This is a genomic window from Mycobacterium sp. MOTT36Y, from assembly GCF_000262165.1.
GTDB classification, from domain to species: Bacteria; Actinomycetota; Actinomycetes; order Mycobacteriales; family Mycobacteriaceae; genus Mycobacterium; species Mycobacterium intracellulare.
The window spans coordinates 4,575,256-4,591,279 of sequence record NC_017904.1; the positions used below are offsets into that span (position 1 = coordinate 4,575,256).

The window sequence follows — 16,024 nt, forward strand, 5'->3', positions numbered from 1 at the left end:
GCTCCTTGTTGGGTGTTAGTCGTCGCTGTTGTCGTAGGCCACGCCAGAGGCGCGGAGGGCGGCAATCGCGTTTCCGCGGTCAGAGGGTGCCGCCCCGACCGTCAGGCGGCCGCGGCCGGACGAATCCAGCGGGCGAGGTCCGGCGACCATGGTGACGGTCGCTGCGGCCCGGTGGGCGCGGATGGCGGCTGCGGCGCGCACCTTGGCGTCGGGGTGCTGCTCGGGCGGCCGGACGCGGGCGCACAGGGCGTCCCAGTCGGCGGGGTCGAGCGCAGCGAGCTGCCTCTCGATTTCGGGGTCGATGTCAACCATCAGGCTGCTCCGTTCATTTCTGCCGCGAAGTCGCGGACCTGTTCGGCGTCGAACACCAGCCGATCGCCGACGAGGCGGCCGCCGAGGTCGTCGCGGTGCCGCGACACCCACTTCTGGCTTCGTCCGAGGATTTTCGCCGCGAGCCGCGTTCCGATCGTTTCGTCTGCATGCTCCGATTGTCGCTCCCCGCAGTCGCATTCCGTCCTCGTGAGGACATCGGGGTTGGCGATCGCGTAGTCGAGTTTGTCGCGCACGAACCACAGCGACGCGGGCGCATTCGGCACGTACCGCAGCAACTCACTCACCGCGAACGAACACGCCCGGAGGTCGGTTTCGTCCAGGAACCGTTCATTCACGAGGCCACCGCCGGTTGCTTACTGGGTCGGCGGTAGTCCCGGGCGCACTTGCGGCAGCATCGGTGAAGGTATCCGGCCGCGTCTATCTGCCAGCCTGTGTTGTCGTGGTCGAACTCGTGGCCGCGGACGCAGTGGGTTTTCAGGAAGTTGGTCTTGGCCAGCCCGCGCCGCGGGCCGATCTGGCGAAGCGGTCGGTCGGTCATGATTCGGCCCCCGCGTTCCATGGCGCGGTGGGAATGTCTGCGCGCCACACGCTAATTCGCGGTGGAGGTTTTACTGAGCCCTCCCCTAAAATCACGCCGCTACCCCCTAGGGGGTAGCGCGGTGCGTGTTTTTTGGGAGATAGGGCCGTTTGAACAGTCGCGTGATTTTGCGTGATTTTCTGACCAGCGCTTTTGGTCTGCCGCGTGATTTTCGTGATTTCTGCGTGTTTTTCCATCAGAACAACCCCGCGTGATTTTCCGCGTGATTTTCCGCGTGATTTTCTGAGACGCTCCACGTCGCGCTGCGGCCACGTCCTCGGCCGCCCGGATCAACCACGGCGAGGCGTCCGGTTTCGGTGAGCTGCCCGATGTTTCGGCGGGCGGCTTCGCGTTGCGAACGGGTCGGTGGTGTCTCGCTTCCGACAGCGGCCGCGAGGTCATCGGCGGTGAATGGTCCCGTGAGCGTGCGGGCCGCGTCGAAGTAGCGTTCGGCTTGGACGTCGAATGTGGTGGCGTCGGGGCTGTCGGTCGTTACGCGCCAGTCGGCGACGCCTGTGCCCGGGTGCGGCGGGTCGAGGACGAATGTGCCCGCGAACTGCCGCCGGCCTTCGCGCTTCGGGCAGTGCGCCCGGAGGCCGCCTGGCCGGTCCTTGTTTATCCATAGGGCCGCCATACCGCCGTGGCCGGGCGTGAACGTCTGCTGGCGCACCAGGTTGATGGACACCCCGCTGACGGCGCGGCGTTTGGCTATGGTGCCGCTGGCCCCGTATTTGCGGGAGTCGGGGTTCTTGGCTTGGTGGTCGAGCCAGATGACGGCCGCGCCGCCGTCCTCGAGCGGCTTGGACACCATCCGCATGACGCGGGTGTAGTCGTCCGTGTCGTTGGAGTTGGCGCTGAATAGCGGCATCAGCTCGCCTACGCAGTCGCCAATCACCAGCGTGGCCCATCCGGCGCAGTCGGCGACCACCCGGAGTGTTTCGTCGGCGTCGGCGGGTTCGATGTGACGAAAGCGGTTGCGGCCAGCCAGCGCTGCCGGGTCGGCGCCGAGCATGGTTAGGCGTTGCGCGGTTTCCTCGGGGCCGTTGTTGTCGAGGTCTAGGAATAGGACGTTGCCGCCGTTGCGGAGTTCCCCGACGGCGGCCGCGAGTGCGACCATTGTTTTCCCGTCCTCGGGGTCGCCGTGGAGGTCGTTTCGCTTGCCGCGGTAGAAGATCGCTACCTCGTCGGTGCGGGTCAGCACCGATGGTTTGGGCGGGTCGGGCAGGCCGCCGTTGAGCAGCGCGCCGAAGTCGGTGTACCGGATGGGCTCAGGTTCGGCGGTGTCGTCGGACGCGGCGACCGGGCGACCGACGCCGTATCCGAAGTCTGTTGCGTTGTATTCGGTGTCGCCGGGGTCTTTGTAGGCGGGGCCGTATTTGTCGGCGCCGTTGCGGGCGGACCTGAGTGTTGATTCGTCTTTGTGGGTGTCGGTGCCGCCGGCGCGCCGCACTGCGTCTTTCATGGTGTCGGTGACGATTTGGCGGTCCAGGCCGTGCGCGTCGGCTACCCGGTAGGCACGTAGGGCCTTGATGTTGAGGGTGTCGTTGATCGCCCCTCCGGGCGCCATGGCGACTTCGCCGGCGAGCCGGTTGAGTGTGGCGACGGCGTACGCCTGGTCGGTGCCGGCCGCGTCAGGGATGGGTGTACGGCGGCTGGCTGGCCGTTGCCTGTTGTTCGGGTGGTTCGGGGAATCCTCTGGGTAAAGCCAACCCTCGACTTGCTCCTTGCGGGTGGGGTTGTTCTCGTATGCGACGTCTGTCATGCCGCACCTCGCCGCATCTCGTCGGCGAGGCGTTGCACTGTGCCGCCGGCGATTTCGTAAAAGCCGGGGCAGCTGGCCGCCTTCCGCGCCATTCGGATGAGGTTGGCGCGGAAGGCGTCTGTTGCGTTAGACTGAAGGTCCACATGTCGAGAGACGATCTCGGGATTGCGGCCCTCGGAAACGGGGGCCGCTTTTCGTTGTGGGGTTGTCACGGTCGGGGGTTCCTTCGGGATTCGGTGCAGCCAGGGTCCGAAGTGGTTGGGGCTCAGCGCGCTAGGCGGCGCCGGCCAGGATCGCGCTGAGCTTGTCGACCTGCTCAGGCGTCGCCGGGGGTGCGGCGTCCACAACGCGCCGAATGTGTTCGGCGAGTTGTTCGTATGCGAGGTCGCGGCGGGCGTTGATGAGGTCGGGGTCGTCGGCGGGTCGTGCGTGGAAGCCGGCAACCCGGGCGCGCGCTCTAGCTACGTCGGGTGCAATGGACATGCGGAAGTAAGCCTTTCGGACCAAGTTTCAACTACCTTGGAACCAAGGGAAATTCGTTGCGTGCGTTACGTGTTGGGGATCGCCTTGGTTATGCTTCGCACTTTATGCGCTACCGCCGTTGGCATTGTCTAGTCTTTGTCACTGCAACGGCGCAGTGGGCGACACCTCGCGGCATACTCCGGGTATCCCCGCAGCGTAGACCGCAGGGCCACCGACACGGGCAGGCGACACCCCCGCGACCACAGCAAATATCAACGGCGCCAGTCGACGTCGACCGTGGTCGGGTCGATATACAGCTCCGCGGGCAGCCGCCCCCGCCCAGCCCGCCGCAAGCGGACCACCGCCAGCGCGTCGATCGCCGAGCGTTGTGCCATCAGCGATGCGCCGCGGAACGCCGCGGCCGGGTCCGGGGCGGACAGGATCGACCCGAGCGCGGCGCCGCCGCGGCGGGCCGCGAGCTTCTGGTCAACCTCGGCCAGCTCGACCTGCACGCGCTGCTTGGCCGCCTTCCAGCGCTTCGCGTCGATGTCGCCGCGGTCGTAGTCAGCGTCGATGACCGCCAGGCGCTTCCGCAGCCGCTCTGACTCCGCGACGACCGGGGCCATATCCTCGGTGGGCGGCGCCAGCAGGCGCGCGAAGTCCTTGCGGCCCAAGCGTTCAGCGATCACGTCGATCACGTAGCGATCGACGTGCTTGTGCTCGCGGGTCAGGTGCCCGGGGCAGAGGTATTTTCCGCCGTTGCCGGTCTGTATCGGGCCGCGGCAGGTGTCGCACACGAACAGGCTCGATCCGAGGTAACGGCGGTCGGTCCCAAAGCGGTTCGACTTCCGTGACGGGTCGGACAGCCGCGCCTGGATGACGTCGAAGACCTCGGGCGTCACGATCGGCTCCCACTTGCCGCGGATCCGGTTACCGTCGCCGTCTGTGGCGATCTCGCGGCGATAGACGGCCCAGCCGGCATACCGCGGGTTGGTCAGCATGTCGCGGACGGTGCGGACGTTCCACGGCCGGCCGCGGCGGGTGGGCACACCGTCGGCGGTCAGCTTGGCCGTGATGGAGCGCAGCGAGCCGCCGGCATCGAACGCCCGAAAGATGCGGGCCACGACCGCGGCCTCGTCTGCCACGACGTCGCCGGTGGTGGTGTATCCGTACGGGGCCGGGCCGTGGGGGACGCCGCCGTTGTGGGCGTGGCGGCGCAGCGCGGCGACGTGGCGCTCGGACTTGATCCCGATCTCCATCTCGGCGACGGAACCGAGGACGTCGATGACCATGCGGCCGCTCGCCGTCGTCGGATCCATGTCGGAGCCTTCCACGAGGGCGATGATGACGCCCTGGTTGCGGCACGCTTCGACCAGCTCGAGCCGCTCCCGCGGGTTGCGGGCGATGCGGTCCATGTGGCGGGCCACCACAGCGTCGACTTCGCCCCCCTTGACGGCCTCGAGCATTTGATAGAACGCCGGCCGGTGCTTCTTCCCGGTCCCGGTGATGCTGTTGTCGACGAACACGCCGGCCAGCGTCCAGCCGCGGCGTTCGATCAGCTCGCGGGCCGATTCCTCTTGGCCGCCAACGCTGGTGGCCTCGCCGGTCTGGTCGAGGCTGACGCGGGCGTAGATCGCGGCGCGCCGTGGGCGATGTCTTGACGTGGTGGCCATACCCAGTACTATAGCGTTTGTTGACGGTGGAGTTAATCGGTGTCGCCGCGGGGGTTTTTGCGGGTGGTCCAGCCGCCGGGGTTGAGCATGCGGTGATGCGGGCCGCAGGCGAAGGTGAGGTCGTTGATGTCGGTGCTGTGGCAGGTGGCGTAGTCGGTGACGTGATGGACTTCGCAGTAGTAGCCCGACACGGTGCAGCCCGGAGCGGTGCAGCCGCGGTCCTTGGCGTACAACACGATTCGTTGTCCCGGGGAAGCCAGCCGCTTGGTGTGATACAACGCCAGGGCCTTGCCCTTATCGAAAATCGCCAGGTAATGGTGGGCGTGGCGGGCCAGGCGGATCACCTCACTCATCGGCAGGATGGTGCCGCCACCGGTCAGGGCTCGCCCGGCGGCGGCCTCCAACTCGGCCAGGGTGGTGGTGACGATGATGGAGGCCGGTAACCCGTTGTGCTGACCCAACTCCCCGGAGGCCAACAGCCCACGCAGCCCGGCCAGCAGGGCGTCGTGGCCGCGCTGAGCCTTCGAGCGGGTATCACGATCGATGGCGGCCTGGCTGGGCGTGCCGTCGACACACGGGATGTCGTCGAGCGGGTTGCACATGCCCGGGGCACCGAGTTTGGCCTCCACGGCCTCGAAGGTGGCGCGCAGCTCGGGGGTGATCAGCCCCCGCAACTCCGACATGCCGTCGGCTTGTTGGTTGCCCAGGGTCACCCCGCGGCTACGGGCCCGGTCCTCATCGGTGAAGAGGCCATCGGGGTTAAGCGCATCGGACATTCCGCGGGCCAATTCTTTGAGGTGTTCGGGGCCGAACTGGGTGCCGAACCCGGCCAGTTGGGCTTCGGCGAACTCACGGGCCGCAGCGCTCACCCAGCCGGGAAGTTGGTGGTAGAACTTGCGGATCACGGCCACCTGACCCGCGCCCAGGTCTCCGGCGCGCTGGGCCGCGGCGGTGGCGGGCAGGGCGGGTGGCAGGGGTTCACCGGTCAGTCCGTGGCGGGGTCCCAGGTCGCGGGCTTCCTTGATACGCCGAGAGGCTTCGTGGCGACTGATCAGGGTGCGTTCGGTCAGCGCGTGGGCCAGCCCGCCGCCGAGCTCCTGGGAGGGGACTTGGCGGGCCAGCGAATTGAGCAGCGGATGCTCGATGACCGGGATGCGCCGGCGCAGCCTCTCACAGCGCTCCAACACCGCCAGCTGCTGCTGCACGGTCAACACGTCGAGCACCAACGCACACGCGCGGTCCACCTCAGCATCGAGCGCGTCGAACACCGCGTCGACATCGGGCAGACCAGTGGAACTCACACCGCCAAACTATCGACACACACCGACAAAAATCGGCTCTGAGGCCGCCCTAGATTCACACTCGCGCAATTGGTTTCGAAAAATCCCATCCCGAGAACAAGGCCGATCCTCCGGCTGCTTAATAAGCCACATCGCGAACACAACGACCTCACGAAACGCTTATTGTGCGAACCTTTACCCCACCGTTTCGTAAACGTGACAGTGATAGATCAGAGTTCGTAGGCGTGATTCGAGTGCCGTCGGTGCACTCCATGCGGACGGGGAGGCTGGCGTGAAGGCACTTGCACGAACTCATCAATGGATCTGGGTCTTGCGCCAACAGCCGCTTACCATCCGCCTGCTCGCCGCGGCCGCCGGACTGCTCACCGTGGCCTCGGCCTTTGCGGCGCCGGCCGAAGCGGAAGGCAACGGCGACGACTTCATCGACGCGCTCAATCACGCCGGCATCGACTTCGGCGAACCCGGAAACGCGATGGCCGTAGGCGAGTCGATCTGCCCGATGCTCGCGCAGCCGGGCGGCAGCTTCGCCGGGGCAGCGTCCAGCATCTCTGGCCGTGGCATGTCCCCGCAGATGGCGAGCATGTTCACCACGATCGCGATCCAGACGTACTGCCCCCAGGAGATGGCGAACATCGCCAGCGGCAACCTGTCCGGTGCCATGCCGCAGGTTCCGGGAATGCCCGGCCAGATCCCGGGGATGGGGGGCCAGATCCCGGGCATGGGGGGCCAGATCCCGGGCATGGCGGGCCAGATCCCCGGAATGACGGGCCAAATCCCGGGCATGGCGGGCCAGATGCCGGGACAGGTTCCGGCGCTGCCGAGTTACTAGACGGTGCCCAGCGGGTCGATCGTCCAGGCGATGTAGTCCATCGCCGCCCCGACCGCCGCGGTGGTGATGAAGTCGATTCCCTTGCCGCGCACCACCAATAGGCCGGCCCGCTCCTCGGATAGCACCAATCGCAACAGCGCGGCCACGCCCACACCGATGCCGATCAACAGCGAGCCCCGCCGCCAGAAGTTGGCTCCCACTAATACCAGTGCCGCGGCAAAGATCAAGCCCACCAACAGAATCGGCCACTGGGCTCGCAGCACGGTCCGCGCGGTCATTCCCGTTCGGCCAGCTCGACGACGTTGGTCAGCAGGAACGCCCGGGTCAAGGGGCCCACGCCGCCCGGGTTGGGCGATACGTGCCCGGCCACGTCCCACACGTCGGGATGCACGTCGCCGACGAGTCCGTCGTCGGTCCGGCTCACCCCGACGTCGAGCACCGCGGCGCCGGGACGCACCATGTCGGCGGTCAGCAGGTGCGGGACCCCGACGGCGGCCACGATGATGTCGGCCTGTTTGGTCAACGCCTGCAGGTCGCGAGTTCCGGTGTGGCACAACGTCACCGTCGCGTTCTCCGAACGGCGGGTCAGCAGCAGCCCCAACGGGCGACCGACAGTCACACCGCGGCCGATGACGACCACGTGCGCCCCGGCGATCTCGACGTCGTAGCGGCGCAGCAGGTGCACGATGCCGCGCGGCGTGCACGGCAGCGGGGCAGGGTTGTTGAGCACCAGCCGGCCCAGGTTGGTCGGGTGCAGACCGTCGGCGTCCTTGTTCGGGTCGACGCGCTCCAGCGCCGCGTTCTCATCCAGGTGCTTGGGCAGCGGCAACTGCACGATGTAACCGGTGCAGTCGGGGTTCGCGTTGAGCTCGTCGATGGTCTCGTTGAGCGTGGCGGTGCTGATGTCGGCGGGCAGGTCACGGCGGATCGAGGTGATCCCGACCTTGGCGCAGTCGGCGTGCTTGCCCCGCACGTACGCCTGGGAGCCAGGGTCGTCGCCCACCAGGATGGTGCCCAAACCGGGGGTGCGTCCCGATGCGGTCAATGCGGCCACGCGCTGCTTGAGGTCGACGAAGATCTCGTCCCGGGTGGCCTTGCCGTCCAGCGTGATTGCTCCCACGCTGACAGTCTGGCAGATCTCGATGATGGCGACCCGCCGCGCCCGGCTACGCCGCGCTCGCGATCGCCATTAGATCGATGATGGCGACCCGCCGCGCCCGGCTACGCCGCGCTCGCGATCGCCATTAGGCTCCCGGTATGTCTACCCCTCCGGACGTCTTCAGCCCCGCGAAGCTCGGTCCGATAACGCTGCGTAACCGCACCATCAAGTCAGCCACGTTCGAGGCGCGCACGCCCGAGGCGCTGGTGACCGACGACCTCATCGAATACCACCGGCTGCCGGCCGCCGGCGGGGTCGCCATGACGACCGTCGCCTACTGCGCCGTCTCCCCCGGCGGTCGCACCGAGGGCAACGGCATCTGGATGCGGCCCGAGGCCGTGCCCGGGTTCCGGCGGCTCACCGACGCGATCCACGCCGAGGGCGCGGCGGTCAGCGCGCAGATCGGCCACGCCGGCCCGGTCGCCAACGCCAAGTCCAACAAGGCGAAGGCGCTGGCGCCGGTCCGATTCTTCAACCCGATCGGGATGCGCTTCGCCAAGAAGGCCACCCGTGAGGATATCGACGACGTCATCGAAGGCCACGCGAACGCCGCCCGGCTGGCCATCGAAGCGGGCTTCGACGCCGTCGAAATCCACCTGGGCCACAACTACTTGGCGAGTTCGTTCCTGTCCCCGCTGATCAATCGCCGCGACGACGAATTCGGCGGATCGCTGCAGAACCGGGCGAAGGTCGCCCGCGGGATCGTGATGGCCGTCCGCCGCGCGGTCGAAAAGGAAGGCACGCCGATCGCGGTGACCGCCAAGCTGAACATGGCCGACGGCGTTCGCGGCGGCATCAGCACCGACGAATCGCTGACCACCGCCAAGTGGCTGGAAGAGGACGGTGGGCTCGACGCGATCGAACTGACCGCGGGCAGCTCGCTGGTCAATCCGATGTACCTGTTCCGCGGCGACGCGCCGCTCAAGCAGTTCGCGGGCGCGTTCAAGCCGCCGCTGCGCTGGGGCATGCGCATGACGGGCAAGAAGTTCCTGCGCGAATACCCCTACCGCGAGGCCTATTTATTGCGCGACGCCAAGCTGTTTCGCGCCGAGTTGAAGATGCCGTTGATCCTGCTCGGCGGCATCACCAACCGCGAGACGATGGACCTGGCGATGGCCGAGGGTTTCGAGTTCGTCGCGATGGCCCGCGCGCTGCTCGCCGAGCCTGACCTGATCAACCGGATCGCCGCCGAGGACGCCCAGCACCGGGTGCACTCCGCCTGCACGCACTGCAATCAGTGCATGCCGACGATCTACAGCCGGACGCACTGCGTCGTGACCGGCGCGCCCGACGCCGCGGCCGCTCCACGCTGATCCACAGGGCCGCAAGCTACAGTTGTGGCGATGTCAGCACCAGCCCCGCCAGCGCTAACCGTCCATCACGAAGGGTCCGAACGTACCTTCGCAGCCGGCCACGATGTGGTCGTCGGGCGCGATCTGCGGGCCGACATGCGCATCACGCATCCGCTGATTTCGCGGGCCCACCTGTTGCTGCGTTTCGACCAGGGCAAGTGGCTGGCCATCGACAACGGTTCGCTCAACGGAACTTTCGTTAACGGCCGGCGCGTGCCCGTCGTCGAGATCCACGACGGGCAGACCCTCAACATCGGCAACCCCGACGGGCCGCTGCTGACGTTCGACGTCGGCCGCCACCAAGGCATGGCCGGGCGCCCGCCCAAGACCGAATCGATGAACATCCCGGTGGCGGCCCCGCCGCAGCCGGCGGCGTGGTCGGCGCAACCGGGCCCGCCCGTCGCCGCTCCACCCGGGCCGCCGCCGCCTCCAGCCGGGCGCACGCCCAACTGGGTGGCGCCTCCGCGGCGGCCGCAGCCCGCTCCCCGGCCCGGACCGGCGGGGCAAACCATGTACGGCGCCGGCGGTGGGCGACCGCCCGCCTACCCGCCCGCCGCGCCACCCCCGCCGCACAATTCCCCCCTGCAAGCCCCCGTCCACAGCCCCCCGCCGGCGCAGCACATCCCCGCGCCCACCCGGGCCGCACCCGCCAACGCCAAGCCGCCCGAGGTGGCGAACCTGGCGACCAAGATGTTCCAGGCCCTGCGGCCGTCGCGGTCCGGCGCGATCCAGAAACCGGCCGGGTCGCAAACCATCGGGCGGGCCACCGACAACGACATCGTCATCCAGGACGTGCTCGCCTCGCGCCATCACGCGTTCTTGATCCAGACGCCGCTGGGCACCGAGATCCGCGACGCGCACAGCGTGAACGGCACCTTCGTCAACGGCGTCCGGGTCGGGTCCGCGGTGTTGACCGAGGGCGACGTGGTCACCATCGGCAACGTCGACCTGGTGTTCACCGGCGACGGCCTGGTCCGGCGCACCGAGGCGGCGACGCGGACCGGCGGCCTGGAGGTCAACTCCGTCTGCTACACCGTCGACCACGGCAAGCAGTTGCTCGACCACATCTCACTGACCGCCCGGCCCGGGACGCTCACGGCCATCATCGGCGGTTCGGGCGCCGGGAAGACCACGCTGTCGCGGCTGATCGTCGGCTACACCAGCCCCACGTCGGGCACGGTGACCTTCGAGGGCCACAACATCCACACCGAGTACGCGTCCATGCGCAGCAGGATCGGGATGGTCCCCCAGGACGACGTCGTGCACCGCCAGCTCACGGTCAACCAGGCCCTCAACTACGCCGCCGAACTGCGCCTGCCGCCCGACACCAGCAAAGAGGAACGCGCCCGCGTCGTCGCCCAGGTGCTCGAGGAACTCGACATGACCCAGCACGCCGAGACGCGGGTCGACAAGCTCTCGGGCGGCCAGCGCAAGCGCGCCTCGGTCGCGCTCGAGCTGCTCACCCAGCCGTCGCTGCTGCTGCTCGACGAGCCGACGTCCGGGCTGGACCCGGCGCTGGACCGCCAGGTCATGCTGATGCTGCGCCAGCTCGCCGACGCGGGCCGCGTGGTGCTGGTGGTGACCCACTCGGTGTCCTACCTGGACGTGTGCGACCAGATCCTGCTGGTCGCGCCCGGCGGCAAGACCGCGTTCTGCGGGCCACCCGACCAGGTCGAGGCGGCCATGGGCACCCGCAACTGGGCCGACATCTTCGCCAAGGTGGGCGCCGACCCGGACGAGGCCAACCGACGCTTCAAGGAGCGCAATCAGCAGTCGTCGCAGCCGCCGACCCCGCAGAGCCCGGCGGACCTGGGCGAACCACCCCAAACCAACCTGTGGCGGCAGCTGTCCACGATCGCGCGCCGCCAGGTTCGCCTCGTCGTGTCCGACCGTGGCTACACGATCTTCCTGGCGATCCTGCCGTTCCTCATCGGCGCGTTGTCGCTGACGGTGAAGGGCCCGCACCCCGGCCTCGGGCCGGCCGACCCGATGGGCCCCGCACCCACCCAGCCGCAGTACATCATGGTGCTGCTCAACATCGGCGCCGTCTTCATGGGCACCGCGCTGACCATCCGGGATCTCATCGGCGAGCGCGCCATCTTCAAGCGGGAGCAGGCCGTCGGCCTGTCGACCACCGCCTATCTGTTGGCCAAGATCGCGGTGTTCTGCGTCTTCGCCACGGGCCAGGCGGCGATCGCGACCATCATCGTGCGGCTGGGGAAGGGCGCGCCGACCGCGCACCCGCAGTTCTTCGGCAACTCCACCTTCTCGCTGTTCGTCACCGTCGCGGGCACCTGTGTGGCCTCGGCCATGCTCGGCCTGCTGCTGTCGGCGCTGGCGCAGTCCAACGAGCAGATCATGCCGCTGCTGGTGGTGTCGATCATGTCGCAGCTGGTGTTCTCCAGCGGGATGATCCCGGTGTATCAGCGCATCGGGCTGGAACAGCTGGCGTGGTTGACGCCCGCCCGCTGGGGCTACGCGGCGGGCGCGTCCTCGATCGACTTCCCGTCGCTGGTGAAGGTCAAGCAGATCCCCACCAACGATCCGATCTGGCAGCACTCGAAGCACATCTTCGTCTTCGACATGGCCATGCTCACGCTGCTCTCGATCGCCTACACCGGCATCGTGCGCTGGCACATCCGGCTGAAACGCTGAGGCGGCTCTCAGGCGGCGACCCTAATCTGGGATGCGATGACCCGACCTGCCCAGCCCCTGCTGACGGCGCGATCCGAGCACTCGCAGGGCAGCTTCACCGCCGGCCGCGACGTCGTCGTCGGCAACGACCTGCGCGCCGACCTGCGGGTCGCGCACCCGTTGATCGCCCGCGCGCACCTGCTGTTGCGCTTCGATCGGGGCCGGTGGCTCGCGGTCGACAACAACACGCTCAACGGCATCTACCTCGACGGCCGGCGGGTGCCGGTCGTCGACATTCGCGACGGCCAGAGCATCAACATCGGCAAGCCCGACGGCCCGCGGATCACCTTCGAAGTGGGACGGCCGCCCGCACGCTCGTTTCGCCGCAGGGACGCCGGGCGCACCGCGCCGCAGCCGCCGGCCGACGCCGGGGAGTTCCCCACCACCCGGGTCGCCGTCGCGGGACCCGAAGCCGATCGCCGGCCGGTGACCGGGCGGGCCGCCTGGATCGGCCGCGCGCTCGACAACGACATCGTCATCCACGACGTGCTGGCCTCGCGCCGCCACGCCTTCGTGACGCCGACACCGGCCGGCCCCGAGATCCGCGACGCGAACAGCAGCAACGGCACCTTCGTCAACGGGGTCAGGGTCACCTCGGCGGCGCTGTCCGAGGGCGACGTGGTGACGATCGGCAACGTCGACCTGGTGTTGCGCGGCGGCGCGCTGGTTCGAATGCAAGAGGCGGCGACCCGCGCCGGCGGCCTCGAGGTGCGTGAGGTCAACTTCGGCATCGGTGACAAGCGCCTGCTGGAACGGATCTCGCTGACCGCCCGCCCCGGCACGCTGACCGCACTCATCGGCGGCTCCGGCGCGGGCAAGACGACGCTGTCGCGGCTGATCGCCGGGTACGCCACCCCGACGTCGGGCTCGGTCACCTTCGAGGGCCACGACATCCACACCGAGTACGCGTCGCTGCGCACCCGGATCGGGATGGTCCCCCAAGACGACGTCGTGCACCGGCAGCTCACGGTCAGCCAGGCGCTCGGATACGCCGCCGAGCTGCGCCTGCCGCCGGACACCAGCAAAGCCGACCGGGCCCGGGTCGTCGCCGAGGTGCTCGACGAGCTCGGCCTGACCGAGCACGCGAACACCCGGGTCGACAGGCTGTCCGGCGGGCAGCGAAAGCGCGCGTCGGTGGCGCTCGAGCTGCTCACCGGGCCGTCGCTGCTGATCCTCGACGAACCCACATCGGGCCTGGACCCCGCGCTGGACCTGCAGGTCATGACGATGCTGCGGCAACTCGCCGACGCCGGCCGCGTCGTGCTGGTGGTGACCCACTCGCTGACCTACCTCGACGTCTGCGACCAGGTGCTGCTGATGGCGCCGGGCGGCAAGACGGCGTTCCTGGGTCCACCCGGCCAGATCGGTCCGGCCATGGGAACCACCAACTGGGCGCACATCTTCGCCAAGGTGGGCGCCGACCCGGACGAGGCCAATCGCCGCTTTCTGGCCCAGAACAGACCGCCGCCCCCGCGGCGCACCCAGGCGCCGGCCGAGCTCGGCGCGCCGCCGCGCACCAGCAAGCGCCACCAGTTCTCCACCATCGCGCGCCGCCAGGTCCGGCTGGTGGTGTCCGACCGCGCCTATTTCGTGTTCCTGGCCGTGCTGCCGTTCGTCATGGGCGCGCTGTCGCTGACCGTTCCCGGCAGCGCCGGCTTCGGTTACGCCGACCCGGCCGGCGAGTCGGCGGGCGAGGCCGGGATGATCCTGACCCTGCTCACCATGGCGGCCGCGTTCATGGGCACCGCGCTGACCATCCGCGACCTCATCGGCGAGCGGCCGATCTTCCGGCGCGAACAGGCCGTCGGCCTGTCGACCACCGCGTACCTGCTGGCCAAGGTCGCGGTGTTCTGCGGGTTCGCCGTCGTCCAGGCGGCCATCGCCACCGCCATCGTGGTGCTGGGCAAGGGGCCGCCGACGCGGCCCGCGGTGCTGCTCGGTCCCTCTAGTTCGGCGGCCACCGTCGAGCTGTTCGTCGCCGTGGCGGCGACGTGCGTGGCCGCGGCCATGCTGGGCCTGCTGCTCTCGGCGCTCGCGCGCACGGGCGAGCAGGTGATGCCGATGCTGGTGGTGTCGCTGATGATGCAGATGGTGCTCTGCGGTGGGATGGTGCCGGTCACCGACCGGATCCTTCTCGACCAGGCGTCCTGGCTGATGCCGTCGCGGTGGGGATACGCCGCGCAGGGGTCGACCGTCGACCTGTGGGCGGTGTCGCCCGGCCCGCAGAGCCCGCGGGACAGCCATTTCCAGCACGCGCCGGCGGCCTGGCTGCTCGACATGGGCATGCTCGCGGTGCTCTCGGTCGGCTACGGGGCGCTGGTGCGCTGGCGCATCCGGCTCGCGCGCTGAACCTCAGCCGCTGATGGCTCAGTCGTGCGGGCCCCCATCCAGTCGAAGCCCGTGCGCCAGCGCGAAGGCCACGGCCTGGTCGACGTCGACGCGGGCGCCGGCCAGCGACGCGGTCGTCCACAACCCGGGGTCGGCGGTGGTGCCGCGCAGATCGGCGTCGTCGAGCCGGGCGCCGGCGGTCCGCGCGCCGCGCAGGTCCGCGCCGCGCAGCACGGCCTTGCGCAGGTCGGCCTCCACCAGGCTGGCCTCCCTCAGCCGGCAGCCGCTGAAGTCGACACCCCGCAGGTCGATGCCGGCGAGCACGGCGAGCGTGAAATCCACCTCGTCGAACGTGATCGGCCGCAACCGGCACTGCACGAACACCGACCCCAGCATCGAGCATTGGGCGAAAGAGCTGTGCCACAACGACGTCCGGTGAAACGTGCAGTTGCGGAAGGCCGAGCCGCGGTGTTGCGACTCGGCCAGGTTGGTGCCGCTGAAATCGCATTCGGTGAACACGGTCCGCTCGGTCCGCAAGCGGCTCAGGTCTTCGTCGGTGAAGTCGTGGCCGTCGAACTCGCGGTCGACCCACTCCTCGCTCAATTGGGCGTCAGGGTGGCCAGGGCGTATTCGCTGACCGCGATCAGGGCGTCGGTCGCCGACCGGCGATCGCGGGCGTCGACCGTGATCACCGGGATGTGCGGGGGCAGGGTCAGCGCTTCGCGCACCTCGGCGACCGGGTAGCGCGGCGCCCCGTCGAACTCGTTGACCGCGACCAGGAACGGCAGGTTGCGGTGCTCGAAAAAATCCACGGCGGCGAAGCTGTCCTGCAGGCGCCGGCAGTCGACCAGCACCACCGCCCCGATGGCGCCGCGGACCAGGTCGTCCCACATGAACCAGAAGCGGCGCTGCCCCGGCGTGCCGAACAGGTAGAGCACCAGGTCTTCGGCCAGCGTGATCCGGCCGAAGTCCATCGCGACGGTGGTGGTCCGCTTGTCCGGGGTGGCCTCGAGGGCGTCGACGCCGGTCGAGGCGTCGGTCAGCATCGCCTCGGTGCGCAGCGGCATGATCTCCGACACCGCCCCGACGAAGGTGGTCTTGCCGGCCCCGAATCCGCCGGCGATCACGATCTTCGTCGACGCGTGGGCGCCGGAATCTTGCTGCACCTCAGAGTGCGCGTAAGCCACGCAGGGTCCTTCCTATGAGTTCGTGACGCTCATCGCGGGTCGAACGCTCGGACAACGTCCTATACACCCGAAGGTAGCCGGACAGCACCAGATCCCCGACCAGGACGCGCGCGACGCCGAGCGGCAGGTCCAGCCGGGCCGAGATCTCGGCGACCGACGGGCTCGGCGGACCCTGGCCGCACAGCTGGATGATTCTGCCCCGCGCGTCGTTGGGCGGATACCGGTGGGGTGCGCCGGGCTGCAGCGTCTGCAGCGGCGCCTCCAGGGGGAGCTCGACGTTCGTGTCGGTCCGGCCGGACGTCAGGGTGTACGGGCGGACCAGGTTCCCCTTACGGTGTGCGGGCCAGCTCTCGGGGGTGTCCATCGC

15 protein-coding genes and 1 pseudogene are annotated in these 16,024 nt (G+C 68.9%); 4 read left to right on the forward strand and 12 right to left on the reverse strand.

Annotated features, from left to right (window positions below):
• Positions 1-15: 15 nt before the first annotated feature.
• The 7 genes and pseudogenes from W7S_RS20825 to W7S_RS20855 form a co-directional block, all read right to left on the reverse strand.
• On the reverse strand, positions 16-312 hold the full coding sequence (locus W7S_RS20825; RefSeq protein WP_014712252.1) for a hypothetical protein: 297 nt from the start codon (positions 310-312) through the stop codon (positions 16-18).
• Complete coding sequence (locus W7S_RS20830) at positions 312-668, reverse strand: hypothetical protein (RefSeq protein ID WP_014712251.1); 357 nt, start codon at positions 666-668, stop codon at positions 312-314. The genes W7S_RS20825 and W7S_RS20830 overlap by 1 nt, the downstream gene beginning before the upstream one ends.
• Positions 665-871, reverse strand: coding sequence for a hypothetical protein (locus W7S_RS20835; RefSeq protein WP_148277773.1), 207 nt, complete (start codon positions 869-871; stop codon positions 665-667). The genes W7S_RS20830 and W7S_RS20835 overlap by 4 nt, the downstream gene beginning before the upstream one ends.
• A gap of 235 nt (positions 872-1,106) precedes the next feature.
• Entirely contained in the window at positions 1,107-2,672 is a 1,566-nt protein-coding gene (locus W7S_RS25725; protein ID WP_014712249.1) for a hypothetical protein, read from the reverse strand.
• 273 nt (positions 2,673-2,945) lie between these two features.
• Positions 2,946-3,155 (reverse strand): hypothetical protein, encoded by a 210-nt coding sequence (locus tag W7S_RS20845; protein ID WP_014712248.1) that lies wholly within the window; start codon positions 3,153-3,155, stop codon positions 2,946-2,948.
• 251 nt (positions 3,156-3,406) lie between these two features.
• The gene (locus W7S_RS20850) at positions 3,407-4,807 is read right to left on the reverse strand and encodes a recombinase family protein (RefSeq protein ID WP_014712247.1); all 1,401 of its coding nucleotides are present in this window, start codon (positions 4,805-4,807) and stop codon (positions 3,407-3,409) included.
• A 35-nt stretch (positions 4,808-4,842) separates the two neighbouring features.
• A pseudogene (locus W7S_RS20855) lies at positions 4,843-6,108 on the reverse strand (HNH endonuclease signature motif containing protein); the annotation flags it as partial.
• Positions 6,109-6,379: 271 nt separating this feature from the next.
• Here W7S_RS20855 and W7S_RS20860 point away from each other — a divergent pair.
• Positions 6,380-6,937 (forward strand): DUF732 domain-containing protein, encoded by a 558-nt coding sequence (locus W7S_RS20860; RefSeq protein WP_170320609.1) that lies wholly within the window; start codon positions 6,380-6,382, stop codon positions 6,935-6,937.
• Here the strand turns inward: W7S_RS20860 and W7S_RS20865 are convergent.
• Both W7S_RS20865 and W7S_RS20870 read right to left on the reverse strand, forming a co-directional pair.
• Complete coding sequence (locus W7S_RS20865) at positions 6,934-7,215, reverse strand: DUF3017 domain-containing protein (RefSeq protein ID WP_008260053.1); 282 nt, start codon at positions 7,213-7,215, stop codon at positions 6,934-6,936. The genes W7S_RS20860 and W7S_RS20865 overlap by 4 nt on opposite strands.
• Positions 7,212-8,057 carry a bifunctional methylenetetrahydrofolate dehydrogenase/methenyltetrahydrofolate cyclohydrolase gene (locus tag W7S_RS20870; RefSeq protein ID WP_008260055.1) on the reverse strand — a complete coding sequence of 282 codons (846 nt, stop codon included), beginning with the start codon at positions 8,055-8,057 and terminating at the stop codon, positions 7,212-7,214. The genes W7S_RS20865 and W7S_RS20870 overlap by 4 nt, the downstream gene beginning before the upstream one ends.
• 137 nt (positions 8,058-8,194) lie before the next feature.
• Here W7S_RS20870 and W7S_RS20875 point away from each other — a divergent pair, with 137 nt between their 5' ends.
• The 3 genes from W7S_RS20875 to W7S_RS20885 are packed head-to-tail and all read left to right on the forward strand — an operon-like array spanning position 8,195 to position 14,491.
• Positions 8,195-9,409 carry an NADH:flavin oxidoreductase gene (locus W7S_RS20875; RefSeq protein ID WP_008260057.1) on the forward strand — a complete coding sequence of 405 codons (1,215 nt, stop codon included), beginning with the start codon at positions 8,195-8,197 and terminating at the stop codon, positions 9,407-9,409.
• Between the two features lie 30 nt (positions 9,410-9,439).
• Complete coding sequence (locus W7S_RS20880; RefSeq protein ID WP_036429601.1) at positions 9,440-12,103, forward strand: FHA domain-containing protein; 2,664 nt, start codon at positions 9,440-9,442, stop codon at positions 12,101-12,103.
• Between the two features lie 36 nt (positions 12,104-12,139).
• Positions 12,140-14,491, forward strand: a complete 2,352-nt coding sequence (locus tag W7S_RS20885; RefSeq protein WP_014712296.1) for an ATP-binding cassette domain-containing protein — start codon at positions 12,140-12,142, stop codon at positions 14,489-14,491.
• A gap of 18 nt (positions 14,492-14,509) precedes the next feature.
• Here the strand turns inward: W7S_RS20885 and W7S_RS20890 are convergent, their stop codons facing one another.
• From W7S_RS20890 to W7S_RS20900, 3 genes are read right to left on the reverse strand one after another with little or no spacing between them, the layout of a single operon-like run.
• Complete coding sequence (locus W7S_RS20890) at positions 14,510-15,073, reverse strand: pentapeptide repeat-containing protein (RefSeq protein ID WP_014712297.1); 564 nt, start codon at positions 15,071-15,073, stop codon at positions 14,510-14,512.
• Positions 15,070-15,657, reverse strand: coding sequence for an ATP/GTP-binding protein (locus W7S_RS20895; RefSeq protein WP_008260062.1), 588 nt, complete (start codon positions 15,655-15,657; stop codon positions 15,070-15,072). Before W7S_RS20895 ends, W7S_RS20890 begins: the two co-directional genes overlap by 4 nt.
• A complete protein-coding gene (locus W7S_RS20900) occupies positions 15,638-16,021 on the reverse strand; it encodes a DUF742 domain-containing protein (protein ID WP_014712298.1) in 384 nt (127 codons plus the stop codon). Before W7S_RS20900 ends, W7S_RS20895 begins: the two co-directional genes overlap by 20 nt.
• Positions 16,022-16,024 lie beyond the last annotated feature (3 nt).